The 25,173-nt window shown below is 57.2% G+C and carries 23 protein-coding genes and 1 pseudogene; 9 read left to right on the top strand and 15 right to left on the bottom strand.

From position 1 onward, the window contains the following. Positions 1–13: 13 nt before the first annotated feature. The 12 genes from atpH to ravA form a co-directional block, all read right to left on the bottom strand. Positions 14–547, bottom strand: a complete 534-nt coding sequence (gene atpH / locus ACCW71_RS16495; RefSeq protein ID WP_436373242.1) for a F0F1 ATP synthase subunit delta — start codon at positions 545–547, stop codon at positions 14–16. Positions 548–561: 14 nt separating this feature from the next. After that, on the bottom strand, positions 562–1,032 hold the full coding sequence (gene atpF, locus ACCW71_RS16490) for a F0F1 ATP synthase subunit B (protein ID WP_436373241.1): 471 nt from the start codon (positions 1,030–1,032) through the stop codon (positions 562–564). Positions 1,033–1,137: 105 nt separating this feature from the next. Then, on the bottom strand, positions 1,138–1,377 hold the full coding sequence (atpE, locus tag ACCW71_RS16485; protein ID WP_003849523.1) for a F0F1 ATP synthase subunit C: 240 nt from the start codon (positions 1,375–1,377) through the stop codon (positions 1,138–1,140). A 104-nt stretch (positions 1,378–1,481) separates the two neighbouring features. Continuing rightward, positions 1,482–2,300 (bottom strand): F0F1 ATP synthase subunit A, encoded by an 819-nt coding sequence (gene atpB, locus ACCW71_RS16480; RefSeq protein ID WP_436373239.1) that lies wholly within the window; start codon positions 2,298–2,300, stop codon positions 1,482–1,484. An 8-nt stretch (positions 2,301–2,308) separates the two neighbouring features. Continuing rightward, positions 2,309–2,689 carry a F0F1 ATP synthase subunit I gene (gene atpI, locus ACCW71_RS16475; RefSeq protein WP_436373237.1) on the bottom strand — a complete coding sequence of 127 codons (381 nt, stop codon included), beginning with the start codon at positions 2,687–2,689 and terminating at the stop codon, positions 2,309–2,311. 681 nt (positions 2,690–3,370) lie between these two features. Next, on the bottom strand, positions 3,371–3,997 hold the full coding sequence (rsmG, locus tag ACCW71_RS16470) for a 16S rRNA (guanine(527)-N(7))-methyltransferase RsmG (RefSeq protein WP_436373235.1): 627 nt from the start codon (positions 3,995–3,997) through the stop codon (positions 3,371–3,373). 47 nt (positions 3,998–4,044) lie between these two features. Beyond that, positions 4,045–5,934: a tRNA uridine-5-carboxymethylaminomethyl(34) synthesis enzyme MnmG gene (gene mnmG, locus ACCW71_RS16465; protein ID WP_436373234.1), complete on the bottom strand. Its 1,890-nt coding sequence runs from the start codon at positions 5,932–5,934 to the stop codon at positions 4,045–4,047. A 432-nt stretch (positions 5,935–6,366) separates the two neighbouring features. Further along, on the bottom strand, positions 6,367–6,807 hold the full coding sequence (mioC, locus tag ACCW71_RS16460) for an FMN-binding protein MioC (RefSeq protein ID WP_436373233.1): 441 nt from the start codon (positions 6,805–6,807) through the stop codon (positions 6,367–6,369). Between the two features lie 155 nt (positions 6,808–6,962). Next, positions 6,963–7,424: a transcriptional regulator AsnC gene (gene asnC, locus ACCW71_RS16455; RefSeq protein ID WP_003849496.1), complete on the bottom strand. Its 462-nt coding sequence runs from the start codon at positions 7,422–7,424 to the stop codon at positions 6,963–6,965. A 103-nt stretch (positions 7,425–7,527) separates the two neighbouring features. Beyond that, positions 7,528–9,666: a 5-histidylcysteine sulfoxide synthase gene (gene ovoA, locus ACCW71_RS16450; RefSeq protein ID WP_436373231.1), complete on the bottom strand. Its 2,139-nt coding sequence runs from the start codon at positions 9,664–9,666 to the stop codon at positions 7,528–7,530. Positions 9,667–9,737: 71 nt separating this feature from the next. Then, positions 9,738–11,198, bottom strand: a complete 1,461-nt coding sequence (gene viaA / locus ACCW71_RS16445; RefSeq protein WP_436373229.1) for an ATPase RavA stimulator ViaA — start codon at positions 11,196–11,198, stop codon at positions 9,738–9,740. After that, the gene (gene ravA, locus ACCW71_RS16440) at positions 11,195–12,691 is read right to left on the bottom strand and encodes an ATPase RavA (RefSeq protein ID WP_436373227.1); all 1,497 of its coding nucleotides are present in this window, start codon (positions 12,689–12,691) and stop codon (positions 11,195–11,197) included. Before ravA ends, viaA begins: the two co-directional genes overlap by 4 nt. 289 nt (positions 12,692–12,980) lie before the next feature. Here ravA and kup point away from each other — a divergent pair, with 289 nt between their 5' ends. Further along, positions 12,981–14,849: a low affinity potassium transporter Kup gene (kup, locus tag ACCW71_RS16435; protein WP_436373226.1), complete on the top strand. Its 1,869-nt coding sequence runs from the start codon at positions 12,981–12,983 to the stop codon at positions 14,847–14,849. A 33-nt stretch (positions 14,850–14,882) separates the two neighbouring features. Here the strand turns inward: kup and qseC are convergent, their stop codons facing one another. Both qseC and qseB read right to left on the bottom strand, forming a co-directional pair. Further along, on the bottom strand, positions 14,883–16,223 hold the full coding sequence (qseC, locus tag ACCW71_RS16430; protein ID WP_436373224.1) for a quorum sensing histidine kinase QseC: 1,341 nt from the start codon (positions 16,221–16,223) through the stop codon (positions 14,883–14,885). After that, positions 16,211–16,882 (bottom strand): quorum sensing response regulator transcription factor QseB, encoded by a 672-nt coding sequence (gene qseB / locus ACCW71_RS16425; RefSeq protein WP_436373222.1) that lies wholly within the window; start codon positions 16,880–16,882, stop codon positions 16,211–16,213. The genes qseC and qseB overlap by 13 nt, the downstream gene beginning before the upstream one ends. A 162-nt stretch (positions 16,883–17,044) precedes the next feature. On the opposite strand from qseB, the gene ACCW71_RS16420 reads away from it, so the two are divergent. The 7 genes from ACCW71_RS16420 to rbsR all read left to right on the top strand — a co-directional run bounded on the left by ACCW71_RS16420 (position 17,045) and on the right by rbsR (position 23,428). Further along, complete coding sequence (locus ACCW71_RS16420) at positions 17,045–17,452, top strand: YgiW/YdeI family stress tolerance OB fold protein (RefSeq protein ID WP_436373220.1); 408 nt, start codon at positions 17,045–17,047, stop codon at positions 17,450–17,452. Positions 17,453–17,634: 182 nt separating this feature from the next. Further along, entirely contained in the window at positions 17,635–18,054 is a 420-nt protein-coding gene (gene rbsD / locus ACCW71_RS16415; protein ID WP_436373219.1) for a D-ribose pyranase, read from the top strand. Between the two features lie 7 nt (positions 18,055–18,061). Continuing rightward, entirely contained in the window at positions 18,062–19,570 is a 1,509-nt protein-coding gene (rbsA, locus tag ACCW71_RS16410; RefSeq protein WP_436373217.1) for a ribose ABC transporter ATP-binding protein RbsA, read from the top strand. Next, positions 19,567–20,538: a ribose ABC transporter permease gene (gene rbsC / locus ACCW71_RS16405; protein WP_436373216.1), complete on the top strand. Its 972-nt coding sequence runs from the start codon at positions 19,567–19,569 to the stop codon at positions 20,536–20,538. Before rbsA ends, rbsC begins: the two co-directional genes overlap by 4 nt. A 24-nt stretch (positions 20,539–20,562) precedes the next feature. Then, the gene (gene rbsB / locus ACCW71_RS16400) at positions 20,563–21,438 is read left to right on the top strand and encodes a ribose ABC transporter substrate-binding protein RbsB (protein WP_436373214.1); all 876 of its coding nucleotides are present in this window, start codon (positions 20,563–20,565) and stop codon (positions 21,436–21,438) included. 63 nt (positions 21,439–21,501) lie between these two features. Then, entirely contained in the window at positions 21,502–22,431 is a 930-nt protein-coding gene (gene rbsK / locus ACCW71_RS16395; RefSeq protein ID WP_436373212.1) for a ribokinase, read from the top strand. 13 nt (positions 22,432–22,444) lie between these two features. Next, on the top strand, positions 22,445–23,428 hold the full coding sequence (gene rbsR / locus ACCW71_RS16390; RefSeq protein ID WP_436373395.1) for a ribose operon transcriptional repressor RbsR: 984 nt from the start codon (positions 22,445–22,447) through the stop codon (positions 23,426–23,428). Here the strand turns inward: rbsR and mdtD are convergent. Next, complete coding sequence (gene mdtD, locus ACCW71_RS16385) at positions 23,425–24,825, bottom strand: multidrug transporter subunit MdtD (RefSeq protein WP_436373211.1); 1,401 nt, start codon at positions 24,823–24,825, stop codon at positions 23,425–23,427. The genes rbsR and mdtD overlap by 4 nt on opposite strands. Before the next feature lie 99 nt (positions 24,826–24,924). Here mdtD and ACCW71_RS16380 point away from each other — a divergent pair. Then, positions 24,925–25,173, top strand: a pseudogene (locus ACCW71_RS16380) (hypothetical protein); the annotation flags it as partial.

The raw sequence follows: 25,173 nt of genomic DNA, 5'->3' as shown, positions 1-25,173 counted from the left end.
TGCTCCAGTCCCCTTAAGACTGCAAGACGTCAGCCAGACGGTCAAGACGGCCGCGTACGCTGCCATCAATAACCAGATCACCCGAACGGATGATCACGCCTGCCATCACAGACTTATCAATTTTGCAATTCAGCTTAACTTTGCGTGACAGACGTTTTTCCATCGCGGCGCTGATTTTGGTCAGCTGGTCGTCACTCAGCGTACTGGCGGAGATAACATCAACTTCAGCGGTGGCTTCATGAGCGTCACGCAGTTCGATGTATTGGGCCAGTACAGCCGGAAGCGCTGTCAAACGTCCGTTTTCCGCCATCACCTTAATCAGGTTCTGCGCGGGTTCATCCAGTTGATCACCACAGACTGCGTTAAACGACGCTGCCAGCGCTTCAGGGGCTAATGCACCTGAGAGCAGATCAGCCATCTGTTCATTGCGAGCCACTTCTGCGGCAAACGCCAGCATCTGTTGCCAGCGTTCAATACTTTGATGCTCAACAGCAAAGTCAAAAGCTGCTTTGGCGTAGGGGCGAGCTACAGTAATCAGTTCAGACATCAGCCCCTCCCTCCTTACAGTTCAGCGACCAGTTTATCAACGATGTCGCTGTTAGCAGCTTCATCCACGGAACGTTCGATGATCTTCTCGGCACCGGCCATTGCCAGCATCGCGACGCGCGAACGCAGTTCTTCGCGAGCACGTTTGCGTTCGGCGTCAATTTCCGCCTGCGCTTGTGCCACGATGCGATTACGTTCGTTTTCAGCTTCGGTTTTCGCTTCGTCCAGAATCTGCGCGCGACGCTTGTTCGCTTGCTCGATAATGACCTGGGCTTCTTCTTTAGCTTTTTTCAGCTGGTCGGTCGCATTGGCCTGCGCGAGATCCAAATCTTTTTTCGCACGTTCAGCAGAAGCAAGGCCTTCAGCAATTTCTTTCTGGCGCTTTTCGATGGCAGCCATAATCGGCGGCCATACGTACTTCATGCAGAACGCGACAAACAGGATGAACGCGATAGCCTGGCCGAGGATTGTTGCATTAATGTTCACAGCACAATGCCTCTAGATTGAGTATTTAACTTTTCTGCCGTTATCAGCGATAAGCGGCAGAATCCGTTCACCCTTGCACACTGTGCGCTGAGTGAACACAGGGCTTTAGGCGACAGCAAACATCACGTACAGACCCAGACCAACAGCGATCATCGGGATTGCATCCACCAGACCCATTACAACAAAGAACTGCGTGCGCAGCAGAGGAATCAGGTCAGGCTGACGAGCAGCGCCTTCCAGGAATTTTCCTCCGAGGATGCCGATACCGATCGCAGCACCGATTGCCGCCAGGCCCATCATCACAGCGGCAGCCATGTACAGCAGATCCATATTCAGGTTTTCCATGACAGTCTCCAGTTTGTTTCAGTTAAATGCTCCCTTCATCTTCCGGGCTTCAGCGGCGTGCGCTGCCACCCGGAATCAGGAGGGAAAGTAGTGTTGAAAAAAAATCAATGTTCTTCAGATGCCATCGACAGATAGACAATCGTGAGGACCATGAAAATGAAAGCCTGTAGCGAAATGATCAGGATGTGGAAAATGGCCCACGGCACATTCAGCACCCACTGCGACCACCACGGCAACAGACCGGCAATAAGGATAAAGATCAGCTCACCCGCATACATGTTACCGAACAGTCGTAAACCCAGTGATACCGGTTTAGACAGCAGGCTCACACCTTCCAGAATCAGGTTGATCGGGATGAAGATCGGGTGATTAAAAGGCTGCAGCGTCAGCTCTTTCGTGAAGCCGCCAATGCCTTTCATTTTGATGCTGTAGAACAGAATCAAAATAAATACGCCCAACGCCATAGATAGCGTGATGTTCACGTCTGCTGACGGCACGACGCGCAGCGCCGGCAGGCCCAGCCAATGCTCACCGATATACGGCAGCAGATCGATAGGCAGCAGATCCATGAAGTTCATCAGAAAGACCCAGACAAAAATTGTCAGAGCCAGCGGGGCGATAAGTTTACTCTTACCGTGATACATGTCGCGCACGTTGTCATCGACAAAGCCGACAACCAGTTCGATAGCCGCCTGCATTTTCCCTGGCACACCGCTGGTGACGCTTTTCGCCACGCTACGGAACAACACCAGGAAGATCACTCCCAGCACCAGAGAGAAAAACATGGAATCGATATTTAATACCCAGAACGTCGCGGGAACGTCGTGCGGATTCACTAACTCGAAAGTACGCAGGTCCAGCTGAAGGTTGTTCAGATGGTGACCTATGTATTCTTGCGGAGTAGAGATTTCTCCTGCAGCCATGATGCCTCTTACCCTTTGTTGTTAATTACCGCCGGTGCCAACATCTGTACCACCAGCACCGATAACCAGGTTATTCCGACCGGCCAGAAAACCGCTCCGAATAGACCCAACGCCACAATGAGCAAAATGATGGTCGCGAACACTTTGGCTATTTCACCCAAAGCGAAGCTCCACGCGACTCGCCCCGAAGCTGGGGGTTGCCCCTGCAGGCGCCAGGCTAAAAACAAAAACAACACGTTCGGCAGCCAGGCTGCCGCTCCGCCAGCCAGAGCAGAAACACCCCAGGTGACATCTTTAAGAGCAAAGAGCACGCCGATGATGACTATCGTCACCAGCTGAATCATCAGCACCGTTCTGGCGAATTTCACACTGTAAAGAGACACTGACATGACGCTGATACTCTCCTGCCCCGTAAGGGGTATGTCGCGTGTCGTATAAGACTGCCTTTGCGCAGTTGAGTCAAGCAGCAAAAGCCGTGCAAATTATACGGGCCGCACCTGCGATTTCAATCAGTAAGTAGCGAAAAGGTGAACAATTATTTAAATTTCTTTCCAGAGCACTCTTTTTTGAAATTTCAGCCCGCGGCAAAGGGTTGTTATCTGCCGTAAAATTCACGCAGAATGGCCGGTTAAAGCGTGCTTTAGATCACATAATAAGCACCTGTGGCGCTCTGAATTTTGCTTAACGGCTATTTAAGAAAAATCTGTTAACATAAAAAACACAGTAAAATCAATTACATGAAATTAACCCTCTGCATTGAAAAGGCTATTTCTGCCGAAAACAGGCTATTGACATCGAACAGTGGTTGAAAATCATAAAATTGATATTATGTACGCAGAGTTATTACCACGATATATTTTCAGCCGTGACTACTTTTATTCGGCAGCCCGGCTATACAAGTGATATTTCTGCTAAACAAATGTGAATTAAACGTTAAATGTAACAGAGCTTTTCGGATAGTTTCCGTCGGCTTTTTTAACCTGTCGCCCTGCTGAGCTTAATAAAAATCTTTTATTGATAGCGCATCATCTGCGCTTTTTTCAGCCGTCGGCAGAGCCGGAAAATCCCTGTTAACCGCAAGCCTGTTCGCGGCCAATTATCACCAGATGACGATCGCCCTCTAACCGGGGCACGTTCAGCTTAACCACCTGTGACACATAGCCTGCCGGTAACGCGGCGATCTCATCGTCCGGGCGCACCCCTTTCAGGGCGAAAAAGCGCCCTTCTGCCCCGGGCAGATGGTGACACCAGTTCACCATATCGGTTAGCGAAGCGAACGCCCGGCTGATCACGCCATCAAACGGCGGTTCGGCCGGAAACGCCTCAACCCGGCTCTGCACCGGCTCAATGTTAGTGAGTCCTAACTCATGCTGAACCTGGCGCAGGAAGCGGACCCGCTTACCGAGACTGTCGAGCAGCGTAAAGTGGGCATCGGGCATCACGATAGCCAGCGGAATGCCTGGTAAGCCCGGTCCGGTGCCGACATCAATAAAGCGGGAGCCTGTAAGATGCGGAGCGACCACGATGCTGTCGAGAATATGGCGAACCAGCATCTGCTGCGGGTCGCGCACCGAGGTCAGGTTGTAGGCTTTGTTCCACTTGTCCAGCAGGCCGACATAGGCTACCAGCTGCTGTTTTTGTTGATCGGAAAGAGAAATACTGGCTGCCTGTAGCAGCGACGTGAGTGTGTTGATCACAGCATAAGTCCATTCAGCGGGGGCGGGATAACCCGCCCCGTTTCAAATCAGGCGCTTTTGCGCAGCAGACCCTGTTTTTTCAGATAGATAAGCAGAATTGAGATCGCCGCCGGGGTAATGCCGGAGATGCGCGTCGCCTGACCGATAGAGGTCGGTTTGTGATCGTTCAGCTTGGCGATCACCTCATTCGAGAGTCCGTTCACCTGGCGATAGTCCAGCTCAACCGGTAACAGGGTGTTCTCGTTACGCAGCTGGCGATCGATCTCTTCCTGCTGACGCGCGATGTAACCTTCATATTTGACCTGGATTTCAACCTGCTCGGCCGCCTGCTCATCCGCCAGCGCCGGACCAAAGCTCTCCAGCGTCATCAGTTTCAGATAGGTCAGCTCAGGGCGACGCAGCAGATCTTCGCCGCTCGCTTCTTTGGTCAGCGGCGCGCTGAGCACCGTGTTCACCTCAGCGACGTGCTCCGATTTCGGATGCACCCAGATGTCGCGCAGGCGCTGACGCTCCTGTTCAATCGCTTCCAGCTTCTGATTGAAACGCGCCCAACGCGCATCATCGACCAGACCCAGCTCACGGCCGGTTTCGGTCAGACGCAGATCGGCATTGTCCTCGCGCAGCATCAGACGGTATTCGGCGCGGGAGGTGAACATCCGGTAAGGCTCTTTGGTGCCGAGCGTGCAGAGATCGTCAACCAGCACGCCGAGATAGGCCTGATCGCGACGCGGTGCCCAGCCCTCTTTATCCGCTGACTGGCGAGCCGCATTCAGACCGGCCAGCATCCCCTGCGCTGCCGCTTCTTCGTAGCCGGTGGTGCCGTTGATCTGTCCGGCAAAGAACAGGCCGTGAATAAATTTACTCTCCAGCGTCGGTTTGAGATCGCGCGGATCGAAGAAGTCATACTCGATGGCATAACCCGGACGCACGATCTTCGCGTTCTCCATGCCCTGCATCGACCGGACGATCTGCATCTGCACGTCAAACGGCAGGCTGGTTGAGATACCGTTCGGATAGATCTCATTGCTGGTCAGCCCTTCCGGCTCCAGGAAGATCTGATGCGAGTTGCGATCGGCAAAGCGCATGACTTTGTCTTCGATCGACGGGCAGTAACGCGGGCCGATCCCTTCGATGATCCCGGCATACATCGGACTGCGATCGAGGTTGTTGCGGATCACCTCATGGGTTTTCTCATTGGTATGGGTGATCCAGCACGGCACCTGTTGCGGATGCTGTGCGGCACTGCCCATGAATGAGAACACCGGCATCGGGTTGTCACCATGCTGCGGCGTCAGTACGGAAAAATCGATAGAGCGCGCGTCAATACGCGGCGGCGTGCCGGTCTTGAGGCGGTTAACCCGCAGCGGCAGCGCACGCAGTCGTTTTGCCAGCGGAATGGACGGGGGATCGCCAGCGCGACCGCCACTGTAGTTGTCCAGTCCGATATGAATTTTGCCGTCCAGGAAGGTGCCGACGGTGAGTACTACGGTTTTGGCGCGGAACTTCAGCCCCATCTGGGTGACGGCACCCACGACCCGATCGTTTTCCACGATCAGATCGTCGACCGCCTGCTGAAAGATCATCAGATTGGGCTGGTTCTCCAGCGCGGTCCGCACCGCCTGGCGATAGAGCACGCGATCGGCCTGTGCACGGGTCGCCCGCACAGCCGGCCCTTTGCTGGCGTTTAGTATCCTAAACTGGATGCCCGCCTGATCGATCGCATGGGCCATCAGCCCCCCCATGGCATCCACTTCCTTCACCAGATGTCCTTTGCCAATGCCACCAATCGCCGGGTTACAGGACATTTGTCCAAGCGTATCAATGTTATGGGTGAGTAACAGGGTTTGCTGACCCATTCGGGCCGCCGCCATTGCGGCTTCGGTGCCCGCATGACCACCACCAATTACGATGACGTCAAAAGGATCCTGATAAAACATGAAGTGGTACCTCGGTTGATGAACGTGCAGGATCGTCGTCCTGGGGCGTGGATTCTACTCAAATTCCGTCTGGGGTGAAAGCCGCGGGATCGTCAGGTTTTAAAAGAAAGGATCTTAGATCTGTATATGATCTTTCTGTTAGATCTCTTATTAGGATCGCCGGTTTCTGTGGATATGTGCCAGAACCGCTTCCATTACAGGATATTAGCCAGGATCACTAGCTGTGAATGATCGGTGATCCTGATCCGTATAACCTGAGATCAAAATGGGCTGTTATCCACAGCTCAAAAAAGATACGACGGTTGTTCTTTGGATAACTACCGGTTATACGCAGTAAAATAGGGTAGTTATCCACAAAAGAAACGTCGATGAAAGAGCAAAATCAGCATCTTTCACTGGGGATCGTGGCTATTTCGCGATCCCCGACCGGCTTCAGATCGCGTTTTTCCACTCTGTCAGCCAGGCTTCAGCCGGATCTTCAGGGATCTCATGTTCCAGCACATCAATTTCCAGACGATCGCCGATCCGCTGCGCACCCTGGGCGATCAGCAGTGCCTCTATCTGGCGGATCGCGCCGCAGAAGAGATCATATTCATGATTACCGAGTCCGACCGCACCAAAACGCAGCTGCGAGAGATCGGGCTGGCTTTCACTGATGGCTTCGAACAGCGGCAGCAGATTGTCAGGAATATCGCCTGCGCCGTGGGTTGAACAGACGACCAGCCAGATGCCTTCATGCGGCAGCTCATCCAGCGCCGGGCCATGCAGCATCTGCGTTGAGAAACCCGCTTCCTGTAACTTTTCTTCCAGATGCTCAGCCACATACTCGGCACTGCCCAGAGTACTGCCACTGATTAAGGTAATATCGGCCATCTTGCTCTCCTGGAGATTAAGGCGAGCATTGTACGCTGTGATCAAGCGGTGATCCACCTGTGGAAAACAGGGTTAATAGATCGGGAGAAACGAACGCAGCCGTTGTCAGCCGCCGCGTTCGTCCGGGATAAGGTTGTGCACAGGAGAAGAGAAGATCAGGGTTTGATGGTTCGCATGATCGGGTTTTGCAGCGAGATCAGGGTTTCTGTCGACTGAATCTCATCGATGGTCTGGATCTTGTTGATCAGCACCTGTTGCAGGGCATCAATGGAACGACACATCACTTTAATAAAGATGCTGTAGTGGCCGGTGGTGTACCAGGCCTCCACCACTTCATCCAGCGCATCGAGTTTACTCAGCGCCGCCGGATAATCGCGGGCGCTCTTCAGGATGATGCCGATAAAACAGCAGACATCAAACCCCAGCTGGCGCGGATCAATATCAACCCGGGTGCCGAGTATGATGCCCGCCTGCTTCATCTTTTCTACCCGCACGTGAATGGTGCCGGGACTGACGTTGAACTGTTTGGCCAGCTCGGCATAAGCGGTACGCGCATTGTCCAGCAGCGCATTCAGAATGCCGCGATCCAGGTTATCGAGCTGCAGATGTTCGGCCATGGCCATCCTCGTTATCGGTCTGCTTGAGTGAACAAGGGTGAATGTGCAGCAAAAGCGCGGTTCAGGCAAGGATCGGCAGCGACGGGCGCCGCTGCCGGTTCGCTTAGCGTTTGCGCCAGACCGTGACCTGCGCCAGCGTATGCTGGAACTTGCGCGCCGTTTCCCGGATGACAAACGGCTGATCCTGCGGTTCAGCCAGCAGATCGAACTCCGCCGCCAGCAGCCGTTGCAGCGCCTGGAGCGTCGTCAGCGCCTCGCCATTCTCGCGCACGCCGCCCAGCCAGTTCTCTTTCGGCGTGAAATCCTCCAGCCAGGTGTAGGGCGAGGAGAGCAGCAGAATGCCGCCCGGACGCAGCATCGGCGTCACATCCCGCAGAAAACGCGCCGGCTGACGCAGGCGATCGATCAGGTTGGACGCGAGCACCAGATCGTAACGGCCCGGTTGCGGTTTAAGGTTGCAGGCGTCGCCCTGCATAAACTGGATCCGCTGCGCCAGCTCGCCATCCAGCGCGAAGTCTTTCAGCCGCGCCTGACGATACTCCACCAGCTCGCCCTCCTGCGGCAGCAGATAGCGGAAATCTTCCCCGCTGGCCAGTTGCAGCGCCACATCAATAAAGCGCGCCGAGTAATCCATCCCGGTCACCCGATCAAAATGGCGGGCCAGCTCAAAACTGGCGCGACCGGTGGCGCAGCCAATATCCAGCGCGTCGCCGCGCGCCGTGGTGTAGTTCAGCGCCAGTTTCACCAGGCTTTCAGCATAGTTATCCACGCCGAAATAGCGCGGGCCATACTGGAAGTCGAGATACTGCGACACCATCGCGTCAGATTCATACGGATTCAGCGTCATGGTCTCCTGATGGCTGGAGACCACGTAACGGAAACCGGCATGCTGGAAGAAGTGACGGCGGAAAGCATAGCGCGCCGATTTCAGCGCCTCGTTGCCGGTTGAGATCCAGCTGCCGCCTTTGATCAGCGAATGTTTGCCATCAAAAGTCGGGGTGGAGAAGTCGTCATAGAGCGGATGGACTTTGAAGCCTTCAAAGCCGTTGGTCGGCGTGGTGGTCCACTGCCAGACGTTGCCGACAATATCGAAAAACTCGCCCTGGGCGAAGAGATCGACCGGGCAGGACGAGGCCCAGTAAGCCAGGTTAATGTTGCCTGGCGCCCGTTCCCAGTCCGGCTGATCGCCCGCCACCTGTTCGCGCAGCTGAGCCCACTCCGCTTCACACGGCAGCTGAACCGGCAGGCCGGTCTCTGCGGCTTTCCAGCGGCAGAAGGCCGCCGCTTCCAGCTGGTTGACCTCGGCTGGCCAGTCCCACGGCATCGCCACTTCTTCGCACATCAGACGCAACTTAAGCTGATCGGGCATCGCAGGCGTGCCGACCCAGAACGTCGGCATCTCCGCTTTGGCAAACTGACACCAGCCCCAGCCCTCATCATCCCACCAGCGGACGTCCTGATAACCGCCCGCCTCGACGAAGGTCAGGAACTCCGCGTTGCTGACCAGCATTTTGCTGGCCTGGAACGGTTGCAGGGTGATCTGCTGGCGGCCATATTCGTTATCCCAGCCATAGGTATCATCGGTTTTGCCCAGCGTCACGCTGCCGCCTGGCATCGGCAGCAGCGCGTTCGCGGGCACCTCCTCGCGCTGGTGGCGCGCCAGCGGACAGATCGGCCACGCCGCCTGGGGTTGCACCCACTCCACCGGCAACTGGCGGATCAGGACGCTGGAGGTTTCCAGATGGATGCGCTCATGCTCAATCCCCATCAGGATCACCCAGGCCGGGCTCTCCCAGGTAATCGGCAGCGTGAGCGGCATGCTCTGGATCAGATCGCTGACCAGCGCTTTGACGCGGCTGCGGTAGTGGCGCACCTCATCAATGGTCGGCCATTCATAGTGGCTGTCGTTGAGATCGTCCCAGCTCATCTCATCGACGCCAATCGCCATCATCGCTTCGATGCGATCGTCCAGACGCGCATCGATATAGCGCCCGGCCATCAGCTTATTAATGTAGAAGGTGGCGGTATGACCGAAATAGAAGATCAGCGGATGGCGCAGCGGAATGGCTTTGGTAAACCAGCCCTGCGGATCGGCCAGACAGGTAAACAGGTTTTCGTACTGCTCCCAGGTCTGATGAAAATAGGCCAGCAGCTCGGCACGTTTTTGTTCAATGTTCTGGCCGGAGAGCAATAGCGTTCGCGTCGGCGCAGGCAGATCGCGGTGAGGTTGAGCAAGCGTCACAGGAAGCTCCAGATTGCTGAGTAAGTGAAACGGCAATTTACTATAGCAAATGTGGATTTCTGTCTGGGGCGTTAACGACGCCAGTGACGTAACAGGCGGCTTTTCATCCCGGTGTCGAAGCGCCAGATATGGTCGAAGATGCGCAGAATACCTGGCTTTCCGTGGGCGGACATCGCCACGGCGTGAAAACGTTGCTGATTATGTCGCTGACGTTTTTTGATTGCCCCAATCACCTCTTCCGGCAGGCGCTGGGCAATAAAATCGGAGACGATCACCGCATCGGCTTCCTGCCAGAGCGGGCCTTCCATGCGGGTGACCACCGAAGAGAGACAGGCCGCCAGATCGGTGCCGCCGCGGAAGCGCTGACTGAGAAAGCGGATCGCCTGTTCCAGCCCGTCATCGCCGGTGAGTTCGTAGCCGATCACCTCATGCGCGAACAGCATAATGTAGCAGCGACGGCGATCGGCCAGCGCGATCCTGAGCAGCGCCAGACAAAACGCTTTGGCACAGCGCTCGTTGAAACCGCCCATTGAACCGGAGGTATCGACACAGACAATAAAAGGTCCGCGCGGCTGCTCTTCCTGCTGCTGGTGGCTGGCCGGGCGCATCGTCACCTTTTCATGCCAGGCGTCCCCCTGTAGCTTGTAGGTCAGCAGCCGCTTCTCCACCAGCCGCCGGTAAAACTCCAGCTCCAGCTCGCTGATGCTCAGCGCGGCCAGCTCCGGTGGCAGCAGTCGCAGCACGTCGTCGCTCTGATGAATGCCGCTGACCTCTTCCGGTACGGCCGCCGGTTCCTGCACCATCTGGTGAAACGCCTCCATTGGCGCATCCTGCGACGGCACCGATTTGGCTTCGCGGCTGCGTCCGAGCTGCTGTGCCAGCTTCAGCAGCTCCGGTTGCTGCGCCAGAAAATCGCCATATTGCAGCATCAGCTGAGAGTCGCCCGGCTGAAGCGAGGCTTTACTCATGTCCCACAACCGGCCTGCGGCGGCTTCATCGTCGTCACCGAGGATCGGCGCAAGCTGGCCGCTCAGCGCCATGCGCTGTTGCAGTTCCGCCAGCAGGCGTTCGCGCTGCTGCTCCAGCAGTTGCTGATTCAGCGTCAGGGTCTGTAAGGTCAGGCTAAGCCGCCAGCGCTGTAAAAAAAGCTGGTGCTGCGCGCTGCTGAGATGGCTGACATCGGTGTGTTGCAGCAGCCGGCGGGCTTCATCCATAAAGGGAGAAGGCAGGCTTTCCAGCGTCTGGAGTGTGGCGGCCAGCTGCTGGCTGAACTCACGATCGCTGAGCAGCTGTACCCGCTGGAACAGCTGAAACTCCTCAGCCAGCGTGGCCGGAACCGGCGTGGTTTTAAGTTCCGCGCTGATTTCTGCTTTCCAGCGTGGCACATCGCGCAGCAGCGCTTTTTTCAGTCCGGGGAATTTTTCAAAAAACAGCGCGAGTTGTGGCGACGCCAGCAGGGCAATAATCAGCTCTTCAATCAGTTCGCTTTCACCCACCGAGAGCAGCGTACTGAGCGTATCCAGAGAGATCATTTACGCGCCTGTTTGAGCTGTTCCGCCACATCCTGAAGGCTGGTTTCAACCCGTGCCAGCCAGTCATCGCTGATAAACAGACAGCGCTGATGCTGACTGAAGAGATGGCGCTGTGACCGCAGTTCACTCTCCAGCGCATCCAGTGCCTCGGTTATCTCACCGGGCATCGGCTCGCTGTGGCTGACGCCGGGCAGCGTCAGCCGGGAAGATTGCAGGCTGACATCACGGATGGTGAGACAGTGCTGCGCATCGACCTGAAGATCCAGGCTCTGGGCAAAGCCGATACCGTTGAGCTTGCCGCGCACCTCGCCACCTTTTTGCAGCCACTGCGTCAGGGCATCACGGGCGATGACCAGATGAGTCACCTGCATGTCATGCAGCATCAGCGGCTTTTGCAGCATCAGCGTCAGCTGTTCGTCGGTAAAACTTTCCGGCAGCTCATAATGCGGCTTGCGGCTGAACATGCCGCTGTGTTTTTCCAGCGTGATCGCCTGCGCGATACTCTGCTGCTGTTGCAAAGCCAGGCGGCGCGCTTTTATCTGCTGTAATCTGAGCAGCATCGGCTGCTGCTGCCAGGCGTGCTGCGTCATCAGCTGGTCGATTTCGCGCTCCAGCAGCTGCATAGAGGCGACATCGTGCCACAGGCAATCTTTCAGCAGGATCAGATCTATCGGCGCAATGGCGGTGCGCCCGCTGTAAAAGGCGCTGGCCTGCAACAGATGAATCGCTTTCTTCCAGCGACGGTCGGAAATGTAGGGGGCGGCGGGCTGGCTCTCCAGCTGCTGGCGCAACTGATAGATCAGTTCGAACACCGGGTCGGGCAGTCCGACCTGGCTGATGCCGAGCTGCCACTGGGCATACTCTTCATCGCTGATGCGCAGGGATTCCGCCACCGGATTGGTATGCTCATCCTGCTGGTGGGTCAGCATGCTGCGGAAGTTCTGCTTTTCATGGACGTTATCCAGCCACAGGCGGATCAACATCCGGTCATAGAGCGCTTCCAGGCCGCTGTCCGCTTCCGGCAGTTCGTTGGAGGCGGTGACCAGTAGCCGCATCGGGATGGTCTCTTCGCTGTCGCCGTTGCGGAAGCGGCGTTCGTTGATGGCGGTCAGCAGGGTGTTGAGGATGGCCGGACCGGCTTTCCAGATCTCATCCAGAAAGACAATTTCCGCGTCGGGCAGATACCCTTTGGTCAGACGCTGATAGCGCCCTTCATCTTTCAGCGCCTGAATGGATAGCGGACCAAACACCTCTTCCGGCGTGGAGAAGCGGGTCATCAGATATTCAAAGGCGCGGGCGTGCTGAAAGGCATATTTGAGGCGGCGGGCAATCAGGCTCTTGGCGATGCCGGGCGGCCCCAGCAGGAACACGCTTTCACCGCTTAACGCCGCCAGCAGGCAAAGGCGAATAGCGTGATGCCGCTCATAAAGGCCTTTTTCTAACGCATTGCTAAGGCGAGAAATTCTTTCTGCCAAAAGATGGGGTTGAGCCATAATCACATCAATGTCCTTACAATCGTCGGGCCGCCGCGCTTAAGCAAGCGCCTTACTCTATAGATCATCATGCGTGAAAGCGTTGATAGCTGTCAGCTTTTTTGTTTCAGAAGGTTTGCTGTAAAAAAGCGTCGGCAAATGGCGCTTCAGCGGGTAAAACCGCCCTGTCACGCAGTCAGGCAGACGAAGCGGGGATAGGAATTTTCAGCAATACGTGCATACTGTGCGCTTTTTGATGGCCTGAGCGAGAGGTGTTGACGCCTCTTAGACTCCAACAAAAGATAACTCTATGAGCTCGGATAATAAGCAGTCGCTTGGCGGTTTAACGCTGGCCGCTATTGGTGTGGTTTACGGGGATATTGGTACCAGTCCGCTCTATACCCTGCGTGAATGTCTCTCAGGGCAGTTCGGCTTCGGCGTCGAGCGGGACGCGGTTTTTGGCTTTCTGTCGCTGATTTTCTGGCTGCTGGTGCTGGTGGTCTCGCTGAAATATATCAGCTATGTGATGCGCGCCGATAACGCCGGTGAAGGCGGGATCCTGACCCTGATGTCGCTGGCGGGGCGTCATACCGGTGCGCGCGCGACCGCGGCGCTGGTGATCATGGGGCTGATTGGCGGCAGTTTCTTCTATGGCGAGGTGGTGATCACCCCGGCGATTTCGGTGATGTCAGCCATTGAAGGGCTGGAGATAGCCGCGCCCTCGCTGGACCCCTATATTGTGCCGATGTCGATTGCGGTCCTCACGCTGCTGTTTGCGATTCAGAAACATGGCACCGGGATGGTGGGCAAGCTGTTCGCGCCGGTGATGTTAGCCTGGTTCCTGGTGCTGGCGATTCTGGGGGTCGGCGGCATCATGAAAAACCCGGAGGTGCTGCATGCGCTGAATCCCTCCTATGCGGTGCAGTTTTTCCTGCACTACAAGTCAGTCTCGTTCTTTGCGCTGGGCGCGGTGGTGCTGGCGATTACGGGCGTTGAGGCGCTTTACGCCGATATGGGCCACTTCGGTAAAATCCCTATCCGGCTGGCGTGGTTCTCGGTGGTGCTGCCATCGCTGGTGCTGAACTATTTTGGTCAGGGTGCGCTGTTACTCAGCGATCCTACCGCGATTAAAAACCCCTTCTTCCTGCTGGCACCCGACTGGGCGCTGATCCCGATGCTGATTCTGGCGACCCTGGCCACGGTGATCGCGTCGCAGGCGGTGATCTCCGGCGTCTTCTCGCTGACACGTCAGGCGGTGCGTCTGGGCTATCTGCCGGGGATGCGTATCATCCACACCTCTGAGCGCGAATCGGGCCAGATTTATATTCCGATGATCAACTGGGTGCTCTATTTCGCGGTGCTGATTGTGATTATCAGCTTTGAGCATTCGAGCAACCTGGCGGCCGCCTACGGTATTGCGGTGACCGGCACCATGGTGCTGACGGCGATGCTCTCCTGCACCGTGGCGGTTAAAAACTGGCACTGGCACAAGCTGGCGGTGGCTGTGATCCTGGTGCTGATGCTCTGTATCGACATTCCGCTGTTTACCGCCAACCTGGTGAAAATCTTCTCCGGCGGCTGGCTGCCGCTCTGCCTCGGCCTGGTGATGTTTATCATCATGACGACCTGGAAAAGCGAACGTTTCCGCCTGCTGCGCCGGATGCACGAGCATGGCAATTCGCTGGAGGCGATGATCGCCTCGCTGGAGAAATCGCCGCCGGTTCGGGTACCGGGCACCGCGGTTTATATGTCGCGCGCGCTGAACGTGATCCCGTTTGCCATGCTGCACAACCTCAAGCACAACAAAGTGTTGCATGAGCGGGTGGTGCTGCTGACGCTGCGGACAGAAGATGCCCCTTACGTGCACAACGTGCGACGCGTCACCATTGAGCAGCTATCGCCGACCTTCTGGCGGGTGGTGGCCAGTTACGGCTGGCGTGAAACGCCCAACGTGGAGGAGATTTTCCACCGTTGCGGGCTGGAAGGGCTGAACTGCCGGATGATGGAGACCTCATTCTTTATGTCGCATGAGTCGCTAATTATCGGTAAACGACCCTGGTATCTGCGCCTGCGCGGCAAACTGTTTATGGCGTTGCAGCGCAATGCGCTGCGTGCGCCAGACCAGTTTGAGATCCCGCCTAACCGGGTGATTGAACTCGGCACCCAGGTTGAGATTTGACCCACGCTACCCGCCTGACCGGCGGGTATTTTTTTACCAGCGCAGCGTGACGCACAACCCGCCGCCGGGGCGCTGGCTGAAGCTGAGCTGCATCCCGTGCAGCTGGGCAATGTTACGCACAATCGATAACCCCAGCCCGCTGCCGCTCTTCTCCTGACCGGGTGGTCGCCAGAAACGTTCACCCAGCCGTTGCAGGTCGGCATGGCTCAGGCCATCACCATTATCCTCTACCGACAGGCTGCTGGCCTCTAACCGTACATCCACTTCGCTGCCGGCTGGCGTATAGCGAATCGCGTTATCCAGCAGATTGCGTACCAGCAACGACAGCAGCAGCGGATGGCCCTGGATCAGCGGATCGGCGTCTGCGTGCAGCCGCAACGTGACGCCGCTTTTATCCGCCAGCGGCAGCTGTGCGGCCAGCGTCTCCTGCAACGTCTGTTTTAGCGCCACCGGTTTAAACGCGCTGCGCGCATCATCGGCTTCCACCCGCGACAGCGTCAGCAGCTGATCCACCAGCCGGGTGGCGCGACCAATGCCGGCATCCAGCTGTCGCAGCGCGTGGCTTCGCATCGCCTCATCGTCGGCGGCCAGCTGGATCACTTCGCTTTGCACCTGCAACGCCGCCAGCGGACTGCGCAGTTCGTGGGCGGCGTCGGAGGTGAAGCGCCGTTCGCGTTGCATCATGGTGCTGATGCGGCTGAACAGACCATTCAGCGCCACCATCAGCGGCTGCACCTCTTTTGGCATCCGCTCCGCCTGAAGCGGCGTATCATCATCGGGCGCGCGTTGCGCCAGCTGCTTCGCCAGGCTCTTCAGCGGCCGCAGTTCAGACCAGACCAGCGCGATCAACAGCAGCAGCATAAAGGGCAGTGCGATCAGCCACGGCACGACGCTGGCCTGCATCACATCCTGCGTCATCTCGTCGCGATATTCTTTCTCCTGACCCACCACCACGCGGAACTGCTTATCAGGCGTCGTCAGCCAGACAAAGCGCCAGCGGTCGTCATCATTGGTCAGCTCTCCCTCATGAAACCCCTGATACTCCGCTTCAAACGGCAGATAGCGGCCGTTATCCCCGTCGTTCAGCACCTGTCTGCCGTCGCGCGTAAAGACCGCAAACGCCAGCGCATCATCATCCTGGTCGCCACGATGGTGGCGCAGCATCTCTTTAGTTCCCGGCAGCGTGGTGTTGTCCAGCGAAGAGAAGTCCAGCGTCAGCAGACGCTTCGCCAGCAGCATCTGCTGGGTATCGAAGAGTTCATCCAGGGTTTCACGGGTCTGATGCCAGGCGCTGAGGCTGGCGCTGACCCAGCAGAGGCCGAGCAGCAGCACAAAACCGATGCCCAGCCGCAGAAACAGGCTCATTGATCGCATTCAGCGGCTCCCAGGGTGTAACCGACGCCGTGCAGCGTGCGGATAAAGTGGCTGCCCAGTTTTTTACGCAGGTGATGGATGTGGACCTCCACCGCGTTGCTGGAGACGTCGGCATCCCAGCTGTAGAGCTTCTCTTCCAGCTGGCTGCGCGTCAGCACCCGGCCGGGGTTGCGCATAAACAGCTCCAGCAGCGCCAGTTCGCGGCTTTTTAATAAAATCGCCTCACCTGCGCAGGTCACGCTGTGGCTGCCGGGGATCAGCACCACATTGCCGTGACGTAACTCAGGCTGGAGCTGACCGTGACGCCGGCGGATCAGTGCCTGTAAGCGAGCGGCCACTTCGGTTAAGGCGAAGGGTTTGCACAGATAGTCATCGGCTCCCCGTTGCAGCCCTTCGACCCGCTGGTCGAGCGCGTCGCGCGCGGTGAGTATCAAGACCGGCACATCTTCACCCTGCTGCCGCCACTGCCGCAGAATATCGAGTCCGTCGCGTTCCGGCAGGGAGAGGTCCAGGATCACCGCGTCCCAGGGCGCAGCGTGCAGCGCGTTAAAACCGGCCTCGCCGGAGGTAAACCAGTCGACGCTGAAGCCCAGTTTACTCAGTCCGGCCCGGATACCGTCGCCAATTAAGCGATCGTCTTCAATCAGTAAAATACGCATCACGTCTCCCTGTTCCGATAGCGCTTTATACGAAGCCATTCCCTGCCTGTACAGCGAATTTCGGCGAAACTGGCTTATTTTTTCCCATTAAGAAGCTGTTAAGAACTTTGTGGTTAACTGGCCCTATTCCACAGGAACAGACCATCAAAAAGGGGTAACAAGATGAAAAAGCACGCTGCAATTCTGGCCGTCGTTATGCTGGCTTCTGCGCCGGTTTTTGCTGCACAGCAGGGCGGCTTCGTTGATCCCACTGCGCCCGCCGCGCAGACGCAGGCCGCAGCCGGTCAGGGCGGCTTCAGTGCCGATCACACCAGTGTGGTGACGGTGAAGCAGGCGGAAGAGATGAAGGATGACAGCTGGATCACAGTGCGCGGTAAGCTGGAGAAACAGATTGGCGATGAAGATTATCTGTTTCGCGATCAGACCGGCACCATGAAAGTGGAAATCGACCATAAGCACTGGAAGGGTCAGACACTCACGCCTAAAGATAATGTGGAACTGACGGGTGAGCTGGATAAGGATTTCAACAGCATTGAGATGGATGTCAAACAGGTTAAAAAGCTGCCGTAATCCTCCTCTTCCGGGCCGCCTTCGCGGCCCTTTCTTCCGCCCATGACCTGCCTTAATGCAAATTTTCCCCTGCGTGAGCGAAACGTTTCGATAGCGATCACAAATTTCTTATCCGCCGGTTGAGTTGATGGCGGCTTTTCATACACTCCTGACAGCGAAACGTTTCGCTGTGGAGTGAAAAAATGAAAAAAGGTCGCCTGTTAAACGCTGAACTCTCTCATGTGATTGCCCGCCTGGGACACACGGATACGCTGACGATTGCCGATGCAGGCTTGCCCATTCCGGCGGGTCCGCAGCGTATCGATCTGGCGCTGACGCCGGGTACGCCCGATTTTATGCAGGTGGTGAATGCGGTTGCACTGGAGATGCAGGTGGAAAGCGCCCTGATCGCGGAGGAGATTAAGCAGCACAATCCGCAGCTCCACAGCGCGCTGATCGCCATGCTCGATGCCTTGCAACAGCACCAGGGAAACACCATCACGATTAGCTACACCAGTCATGCGCAATTCAAACAACAAACGCAGCGCAGTCAGGCGGTCATTCGCAGCGGAGAGTGCTCTCCGTTTGCGAATGTCATCCTCAGCGCCGGTGTGACCTTCTGAGGCCGCTATGCAACCTTTACTGCAACTCGACGGCATTGAAAAATCGTTCCCCGGCGTGAAAGCGCTGAAGGGTGCCTCGCTCAACGTCCGGGCCGGACGGGTGATGGCGCTGGTGGGCGAAAATGGCGCGGGCAAGTCCACCATGATGAAAGTGCTGACCGGGATCTACCAGTATGATGCCGGTTCCCTGCGCTGGCTGGGTAAAGAGACCCGTTTCAGCGGACCCAAAGCGTCTCAGGAAGCGGGTATTGGCATCATTCATCAGGAGCTGAACCTGATCCCGCAATTAAGCGTGGCGGAGAACATTTTTCTTGGCCGCGAATATGTAAACCGGTTTGGCCGCATCCAGTGGCCGCGTATGTACGCCGAAGCCGATGCGCTGCTCAAACGGCTCAATCTGCGCTTCAACAGCCACAAGCTGGTGGGCGATTTATCGATTGGCGACCAGCAGATGGTGGAAATCGCCAAAGTGCTGAGCTTTGAGTCGCAGGTGATCATCATGGATGAGCCGACGGATGCGCTCACCGATACCGAAACGCTGTCGCTGTTTCGGGTGATCAATGAACTGAAAGCGCAGGGCTGCGGCATTGTCTATATCTCGCATCGCATGAAAGAGATCTTCGAGATCTGCGATGACGTCACGGTGTTCCGCGACGGCCAGTTTATTGCTGAACGTCCGGTCAGCGAGCTGACCGAAGAGAGCCTGATTGAGATGATGGTCGGACGCAAACTGGAAGATCAATATCCCCATCTCGATCAGACGCCAGGCGAAGTGCGGCTGAAAGTGGAGAACGTCAGCGGACCGGGCGTGGATAACGTCAGCTTCACCCTGCGCAAAGGTGAAATCCTCGGCATCTCAGGATTGATGGGCGCGGGCCGTACCGAACTGATGAAGGTGCTCTACGGCGCATTGCCGCGTCGCGCAGGCACCCTGTGGCTCAGTGGCCGCGAAGTGGTGACCCGCTCGCCGCAGGATGGGCTGGCTAACGGCATCGTCTATATCTCCGAAGATCGCAAGCGTGATGGCCTGGTATTAGGCATGTCAGTAAAAGAGAACATGTCGCTGACCGCGCTGCGCTATTTCAGCCATACCGGTGGCACGCTGAAACACGCCGCCGAGCAGCTGGCGGTCGGCGATTTTATCCGGCTGTTCAACGTGAAAACCCCCTCGATGGAGCAGCCGATTGGCCTGCTTTCAGGCGGTAACCAGCAGAAAGTGGCGATTGCCCGCGGCCTGATGACCCGACCTAACGTGCTGATCCTGGACGAACCGACACGCGGTGTGGATGTCGGTGCGAAGAAAGAGATCTATCAACTGATTAACCAGTTTAAAGCCGAAGGGCTGAGCATTATCCTGGTCTCCTCGGAAATGCCGGAAGTGCTGGGCATGAGCGATCGGATTCTGGTGATGCATGAAGGCCGTATCAGCGGCGAATTTACCCGAGAAGAAGCCACTCAGGAGAGCCTGATGGCAGCCGCCGTAGGCAAGCAACACAGCGAGGATTTAGTGGTATGACGACCCAAACTTTACCGGCCAGCCGTCGCTGGTTTAGCAAAAGCTGGCTGCTGGAACAGAAGTCACTGATTGCGCTGATGGTGCTGATCGCCGTGGTGGCGAGCCAGAGCCCGAACTTCTTTACCGTGGCGAACCTGTTCAACATCCTGCAACAGACCTCGGTCAACGCCATCATGGCGGTCGGGATGACGCTGGTGATCCTGACCTCCGGCATCGACCTCTCAGTGGGATCGCTGCTGGCGCTGACCGGCGCGGTGGGCGCCTCGCTGGTGGGCATGGAGGTGAATGCACTGGTCGCCGTGGCGGCGTCACTGGCGCTCGGCGCGGCTATCGGCGCCCTGACCGGCACCATTGTGGCACGCGGTAAGGTGCAGGCGTTTATCGCCACGCTGGTCATGATGTTACTGCTGCGCGGCGTCACCATGGTCTATACCGACGGCAGCCCGATTAACACCGGCTTCAGTGCCAACGCCGACCTGCTCGGCTGGTTTGGTATCGGTCGTCCGCTGGGGGTGCCCGCACCGGTCTGGCTGATGGCGCTGGTCTTTATCGCCGCCTGGTACATGCTGCATCACACCCGCCTCGGCCGCTACATCTATGCGCTGGGTGGCAACGAAGCGGCAACCCGCCTCTCCGGCATCAATGTCAATCGCGTCAAAGTCATCGTCTATTCCCTGAGCGGGATGCTGGCGGCGCTGGCGGGCACTATTGAAGTGGCGCGCCTCTCCTCGGCTCAGCCAACAGCGGGAACCGGCTATGAGCTGGATGCGATTGCCGCCGTGGTGCTGGGTGGAACCAGCCTGGCGGGCGGTAAAGGGCGCATTTTTGGCACCCTGATTGGCGCGCTGATCCTCGGTTTCCTGAATAACGGCCTGAACCTGATGGGCGTCTCTTCGTACTACCAGATGATCGTTAAAGCGGTGGTAATCCTGCTGGCGGTGCTGGTGGATAATAAAAGCAGTAAATAACTCTGACCTACACAGGATGACATGATGAAAAAGTTAACCGCACTGGCCATGATCCTTGGCGCAACGCTCAGTACCAGCGCCATGGCAAAAGATACCATCGCGCTGGTGGTTTCAACCCTGAATAACCCGTTCTTTGTGTCGCTGAAAGAGGGCGCGCAGAAAGAAGCGGATAAGCTGGGCTACAACCTGGTGGTGCTCGATTCACAGAACAACCCGGCGAAAGAGCTGGCGAACGTGCAGGATCTGACGGTGCGTGGCACCAAACTGCTGCTGATCAACCCGACGGATTCCGATGCGGTTGGTAATGCAGTGAAGATGGCTAACCAGGCGAAGATTCCGGTTATCACCCTGGACCGCGTCGCGGCACAGGGCACCGTGGTCAGCCACGTCGCCTCTGATAACCGTTTCGGCGGCAAAATGGCCGGTGACTTCATCGCCAAAAAAGTGGGTGAAAACGCCAAAATTATTGAGTTGCAGGGTATCGCCGGGACTTCAGCGGCCCGTGAACGTGGCGAAGGCTTCAAACAGGCGGCAGATGCGCACAAGTTCCAGATCCTCGCCAGCCAGCCTGCTGACTTTGACCGCACCAAAGGTCTCAACGTGATGCAGAACCTGTTACAGGCCCACCCGGATGTGCAGGCGGTGTTTGCCCAGAACGATGAAATGGCGCTGGGTGCGCTGCGCGCCCTGCAAACCGCCGGGAAAACCGGTGTGATCGTCGTAGGGTTTGACGGCACCGCCGATGGCGTTAAAGCCGTAGAAGGTGGCAAACTGTCCGCGACCGTGGCACAGATGCCAGAAAAAATTGGCATGATCGGCGTGGATACCGCTGATAAAGTGCTGAAGGGTGAAAAAGTGAAGGCGATCAACCCGGTCGACCTGAAGCTGGTCACTCAATAACTCAAAGAAAAGCAGGGCACCGCGCCACCCTTCCGGTGGCGCACTTATTCCGGACTCCCCCTAATGAGCAAAAACGCAAAACTGGCCGTTCTTGGCAGCATTAACGCTGACCACATCCTTAATCTGGCGCACTTTCCTCGTCCCGGTGAAACGGTGATCGGGCAGAATTATCAGATTGCGTTTGGCGGTAAAGGTGCGAACCAGGCCGTGGCCGCTGGTCGCGCCGGCGCAGACATCGCTTTTATCGCCTGTGTGGGCGCGGATGACACGGGCGAACGTATTCGTCAGCAGCTGGCGCAGGACAATATCGATACGTCGCCGGTCGAGGTGGTGGCAGGCGAGTCGACCGGTGTGGCGATGATTTTCGTCAACCGTGAAGGCGAGAACACGATTGGCATCTACTCCGGGGCCAACGCAGCGTTAACACCCGACTGCGTGGCGCGTCACCAGCAGGTGATCGCTGATGCCGATGCGCTGCTGATGCAGCTGGAATCTCCCCTGGAGAGCGTGCTGGCGGCAGCCACCCTCGCCCGCCAGCAGCAGACCCAGGTGATACTCAACCCGGCACCGGCGACTCCGCTCTCTGACGAACTGCTGGCCCTGGTGGACATTATTACCCCGAATGAGACCGAAGCGGAGAGCCTGACCGGCATTGCGGTAAACAGTGATGAGGATGCTGCCCGCGCGGCGGCGGCACTGCATGCGAAAGGTATCGGCACGGTGCTGATCACCCTGGGTCGTCGCGGTGTCTGGCTGAGCGAGCAGGGTGAAGGTGAGCGTATTGCGGGCTTTAGCGTAAAGGCTATCGACACTATCGCGGCGGGCGATACCTTCAACGGTGCCTTTATTACCGCGCGACTGGAGCAGAAACCGATGCGTGAAGCAGTGCGATTTGCCCATGCCGCGGCCGCTATCGCCGTTACCCGACCGGGTGCGCAGCCCTCCGTGCCGTGGCGCGCGGAGATCGATGAATTTTTGCAGCAGCAGGGCTAAGCACTTGAGCACCATGAAAGATGTCGCCCGCCTGGCGGGCGTCTCTACCTCGACTGTCTCGCACGTTATCAACAACAACCGCTTTGTCAGCGAAGGCGTGCGGGAAAAAGTTGAGCAGGCCATCCGCCATCTCAACTACGCCCCTTCCGCACTGGCGCGCAGCCTGAAAATCAATCAGACGCACACCATTGGCATGCTGCTGACCACCAGTAGTAACCCGTTTTATGCCGAAGTGGTGCGCGGGGTGGAGGAGAGTTGCTACCAGCGCGGCTACAGCCTGATCCTCTGCAACACGGCGGGGGATGAGGATCGAATGAACCGTAGCCTGGAAACGCTGATGCAGAAGCGCGTGGATGGCTTACTGATCATGTGCACCGAAAGTCATCTCCCTTCGGCTGATATTCTGAACCGTTATCCCTCGGTCCCGACGGTGATGATGGACTGGGCTCCCTTTGAAGGCCGTGGTGACATTATTCAGGATAACGCGCTGCTGGGCGGTGAGCTGGCTACCCAGCATCTTATCGACAGCGGCTATACCCGCATCGCCTGCATCGCCGGGCCACAGGATAAAACCCCGGCACGTATGCGCCTGGAGGGCTATCGCAATGCGATGGCAAAGAGCGGGCTGGAGATTATGCCGGGCTATGTGGTGAGCGGTGACTTTGAGTTTCAGGGTGGCTACAACGGGATGGTCGAGCTGCTGGCGCTGGAAACGCCGCCGGAAGCGGTCTTTACCAGTAACGACGCCATGGCAGTCGGGGTTTACCATGCGCTCTACCAGGCCGGGATGCAGGTTCCCCATCAGATGGCGGTGATGGGATATGACGATATTGAACTGGCACGCTATCTTTCTCCGCCCCTGAGCACCATTCATCAGCCTAAAGATGCCCTGGGCGAACTGGCGATAGACACTTTAATCCACCGGCTGAGCGATCCCGACGCCAGCCAGCAAACGCTGGTGCTGACGCCGGAGCTGGTGGTGCGTGGTTCGGTTTAGCGCTTTTTCTTCTTATCACGATTGGAGATCAGGTTACGGCCATCACCGTTTCTCAGCAGCATAAAGGTGAGCGCCGAGAGCACCGTCACCACACCCATGGTCAGAAACGTCGCGTGGAACTGCACCACGGTGCCGGTTTCAAACTCCTGATAGAAACGCAGCACCGCAGCGCTGACGGCGACCCCAAAACTGATCGCTAACTGCTGCGTGACGGCCAGCACGCTGTTACCACCGCTGGCGTTATCGTCATCCAGATCGGCCAGGGTAATAGTGTTCATCGCGGTAAACTGGGTGGACATCGCCATGCCCAGAATAAACAGCGGCAGTAATAAGAAGAGCATACTCTCAGCTGGCGATTGCAGGGAGAAGCTGGCGATCAGAATCCCGATGATCATGGTGATGCCAACCAGCAGGCGGCGATAGCCCAGCCAGCGCAGCAGCTGTGTCACGGTCGACTTTGCCAGAATAGAACCGACGGCGGTGGGGGCCATCATGCAGCCCGCGATAATCGCTGAGTAGCCGAAGCCCACCTGCAACATCAATGGCATCAGAAAGGGCACGCAGCCGGTGCCGAGCCGCGAGGCGATATTGCCGACGATGCCAACCGAGAAGGTGCGGGTTTTGAACATCGGCAGATTGATCAGCGGTGAAGGGTGACGGCGGGCGTGCACTATATAGAGAAGCAGCAACAGGATCCCGCCGAGCAATATCCCGCCTGCCAGCCAGGCAGAGACAATCCGCTCACCAAACAGCTCAATCCCAATCGAGATCATGACCAGCCCGGAACCAAACAATAAAAAGCCGGGAAAGTCGAAGCGGCGTTTCGGGGTGGTAAAGTCCGGCATATATTTGCGTGCGTAGACGATGCCGAGGATGCCTATCGGGATATTAATCAGGAAGATCCAGTGCCAGGTGGCGTAGGTAACTAACACCCCACCCAGCATCGGTCCCAGTATCGGCCCCACTAATCCCGGCATGGTGACAAAGTTAAGGACCGGCAACAGCTCGCTGCGCGGATAGGCGCGTAACAGTGCCAGTCGTGCGACCGGCATCATCATCGCACCCCCAATACCCTGAACGATACGCGCAGTGACCAGCACCGGCAGCGTGGGTGAGAGCGCACAGGCCAGCGAACCCAGGGTAAAGAGTGAAACGGCGATAATGAAGACTTTGCGGGTGCCGTAGCGATCGGCGAGCCAGCCGCTGACCGGAATCAACATGGCAACCGTCAGGGTGTAGCTGATGACCGCGGATTGCATGGCCAGGGGAGAGCGGTTAAGGCTGGTGGCGATAGCGGGTAGTGCAGTATTCAGTATGGTGGCGTCCAGTGACTGCATGAAAAAGGCCATGGCAGCGATCCATGGCAAACCTGCCATGCTGCGCGCGGATTTTATCATTGAGTGTCCTTCCTGGGGTTATCCTGCGAGAAGAAGCAAAAGAATAGCACTGGCAGGCGGCTGCGGCAGTCCTCTTTACACCCTTTCATGGTGGTTTTTGTGCGTTATTCCGTCACAAAACGCCGCTTTTTAATGCGTTCGTTTAAAAAAGATGCGTTCAGCAAATTAATTCCAGGAAACACTTGTCAGCCCGCGGAAACTCCCTATAATGCGCCTCCATCAACACGGCACACCGGCAACGGGAAACGGGTTGAGAGGTTCAGGAGACTGCGCCGCCGGAGAAAAACTTCTGAAAAAGAGGTTGACTCTGAAGGAGGAAAGCGTAATATACGCCACCTCGCGACAGGA

This window comes from Pantoea sp. C2G6 (assembly GCF_051336815.1).
In the GTDB taxonomy this organism is placed as follows: Bacteria; Pseudomonadota; Gammaproteobacteria; order Enterobacterales; family Enterobacteriaceae; genus Pantoea.
Note: the sequence above shows the minus strand (reverse complement) of the source record. Positions and strands in the feature narration are given on the sequence as shown.

Excerpts from the sequence above, each read along its gene's own strand:
- rbsB (WP_436373214.1), top strand. The coding sequence starts at position 20,563 with ATGAAAAAGTTAACCGCACTGGCCATGATCCTTGGCGCAACGCTCAGT.
- mioC (WP_436373233.1), bottom strand. The coding sequence starts at position 6,807 with ATGGCCGATATTACCTTAATCAGTGGCAGTACTCTGGGCAGTGCCGAG.
- ravA (WP_436373227.1), bottom strand. The coding sequence starts at position 12,691 with ATGGCTCAACCCCATCTTTTGGCAGAAAGAATTTCTCGCCTTAGCAAT.
- atpH (WP_436373242.1), bottom strand. The coding sequence starts at position 547 with ATGTCTGAACTGATTACTGTAGCTCGCCCCTACGCCAAAGCAGCTTTT.
- rbsA (WP_436373217.1), top strand. The coding sequence starts at position 18,062 with ATGCAACCTTTACTGCAACTCGACGGCATTGAAAAATCGTTCCCCGGC.
- ACCW71_RS16420 (WP_436373220.1), top strand. The coding sequence starts at position 17,045 with ATGAAAAAGCACGCTGCAATTCTGGCCGTCGTTATGCTGGCTTCTGCG.
- asnC (WP_003849496.1), bottom strand. The coding sequence starts at position 7,424 with ATGGCCGAACATCTGCAGCTCGATAACCTGGATCGCGGCATTCTGAAT.
- qseC (WP_436373224.1), bottom strand. The coding sequence starts at position 16,223 with ATGCGATCAATGAGCCTGTTTCTGCGGCTGGGCATCGGTTTTGTGCTG.
- rbsD (WP_436373219.1), top strand. The coding sequence starts at position 17,635 with ATGAAAAAAGGTCGCCTGTTAAACGCTGAACTCTCTCATGTGATTGCC.
- mdtD (WP_436373211.1), bottom strand. The coding sequence starts at position 24,825 with ATGATAAAATCCGCGCGCAGCATGGCAGGTTTGCCATGGATCGCTGCC.
- kup (WP_436373226.1), top strand. The coding sequence starts at position 12,981 with ATGAGCTCGGATAATAAGCAGTCGCTTGGCGGTTTAACGCTGGCCGCT.
- rbsR (WP_436373395.1), top strand. The coding sequence starts at position 22,445 with ATGAAAGATGTCGCCCGCCTGGCGGGCGTCTCTACCTCGACTGTCTCG.
- rbsC (WP_436373216.1), top strand. The coding sequence starts at position 19,567 with ATGACGACCCAAACTTTACCGGCCAGCCGTCGCTGGTTTAGCAAAAGC.
- rbsK (WP_436373212.1), top strand. The coding sequence starts at position 21,502 with ATGAGCAAAAACGCAAAACTGGCCGTTCTTGGCAGCATTAACGCTGAC.
- mnmG (WP_436373234.1), bottom strand. The coding sequence starts at position 5,934 with ATGTTTTATCAGGATCCTTTTGACGTCATCGTAATTGGTGGTGGTCAT.
- atpE (WP_003849523.1), bottom strand. The coding sequence starts at position 1,377 with ATGGAAAACCTGAATATGGATCTGCTGTACATGGCTGCCGCTGTGATG.
- atpB (WP_436373239.1), bottom strand. The coding sequence starts at position 2,300 with ATGGCTGCAGGAGAAATCTCTACTCCGCAAGAATACATAGGTCACCAT.
- viaA (WP_436373229.1), bottom strand. The coding sequence starts at position 11,198 with ATGATCTCTCTGGATACGCTCAGTACGCTGCTCTCGGTGGGTGAAAGC.
- atpI (WP_436373237.1), bottom strand. The coding sequence starts at position 2,689 with ATGTCAGTGTCTCTTTACAGTGTGAAATTCGCCAGAACGGTGCTGATG.
- qseB (WP_436373222.1), bottom strand. The coding sequence starts at position 16,882 with ATGCGTATTTTACTGATTGAAGACGATCGCTTAATTGGCGACGGTATC.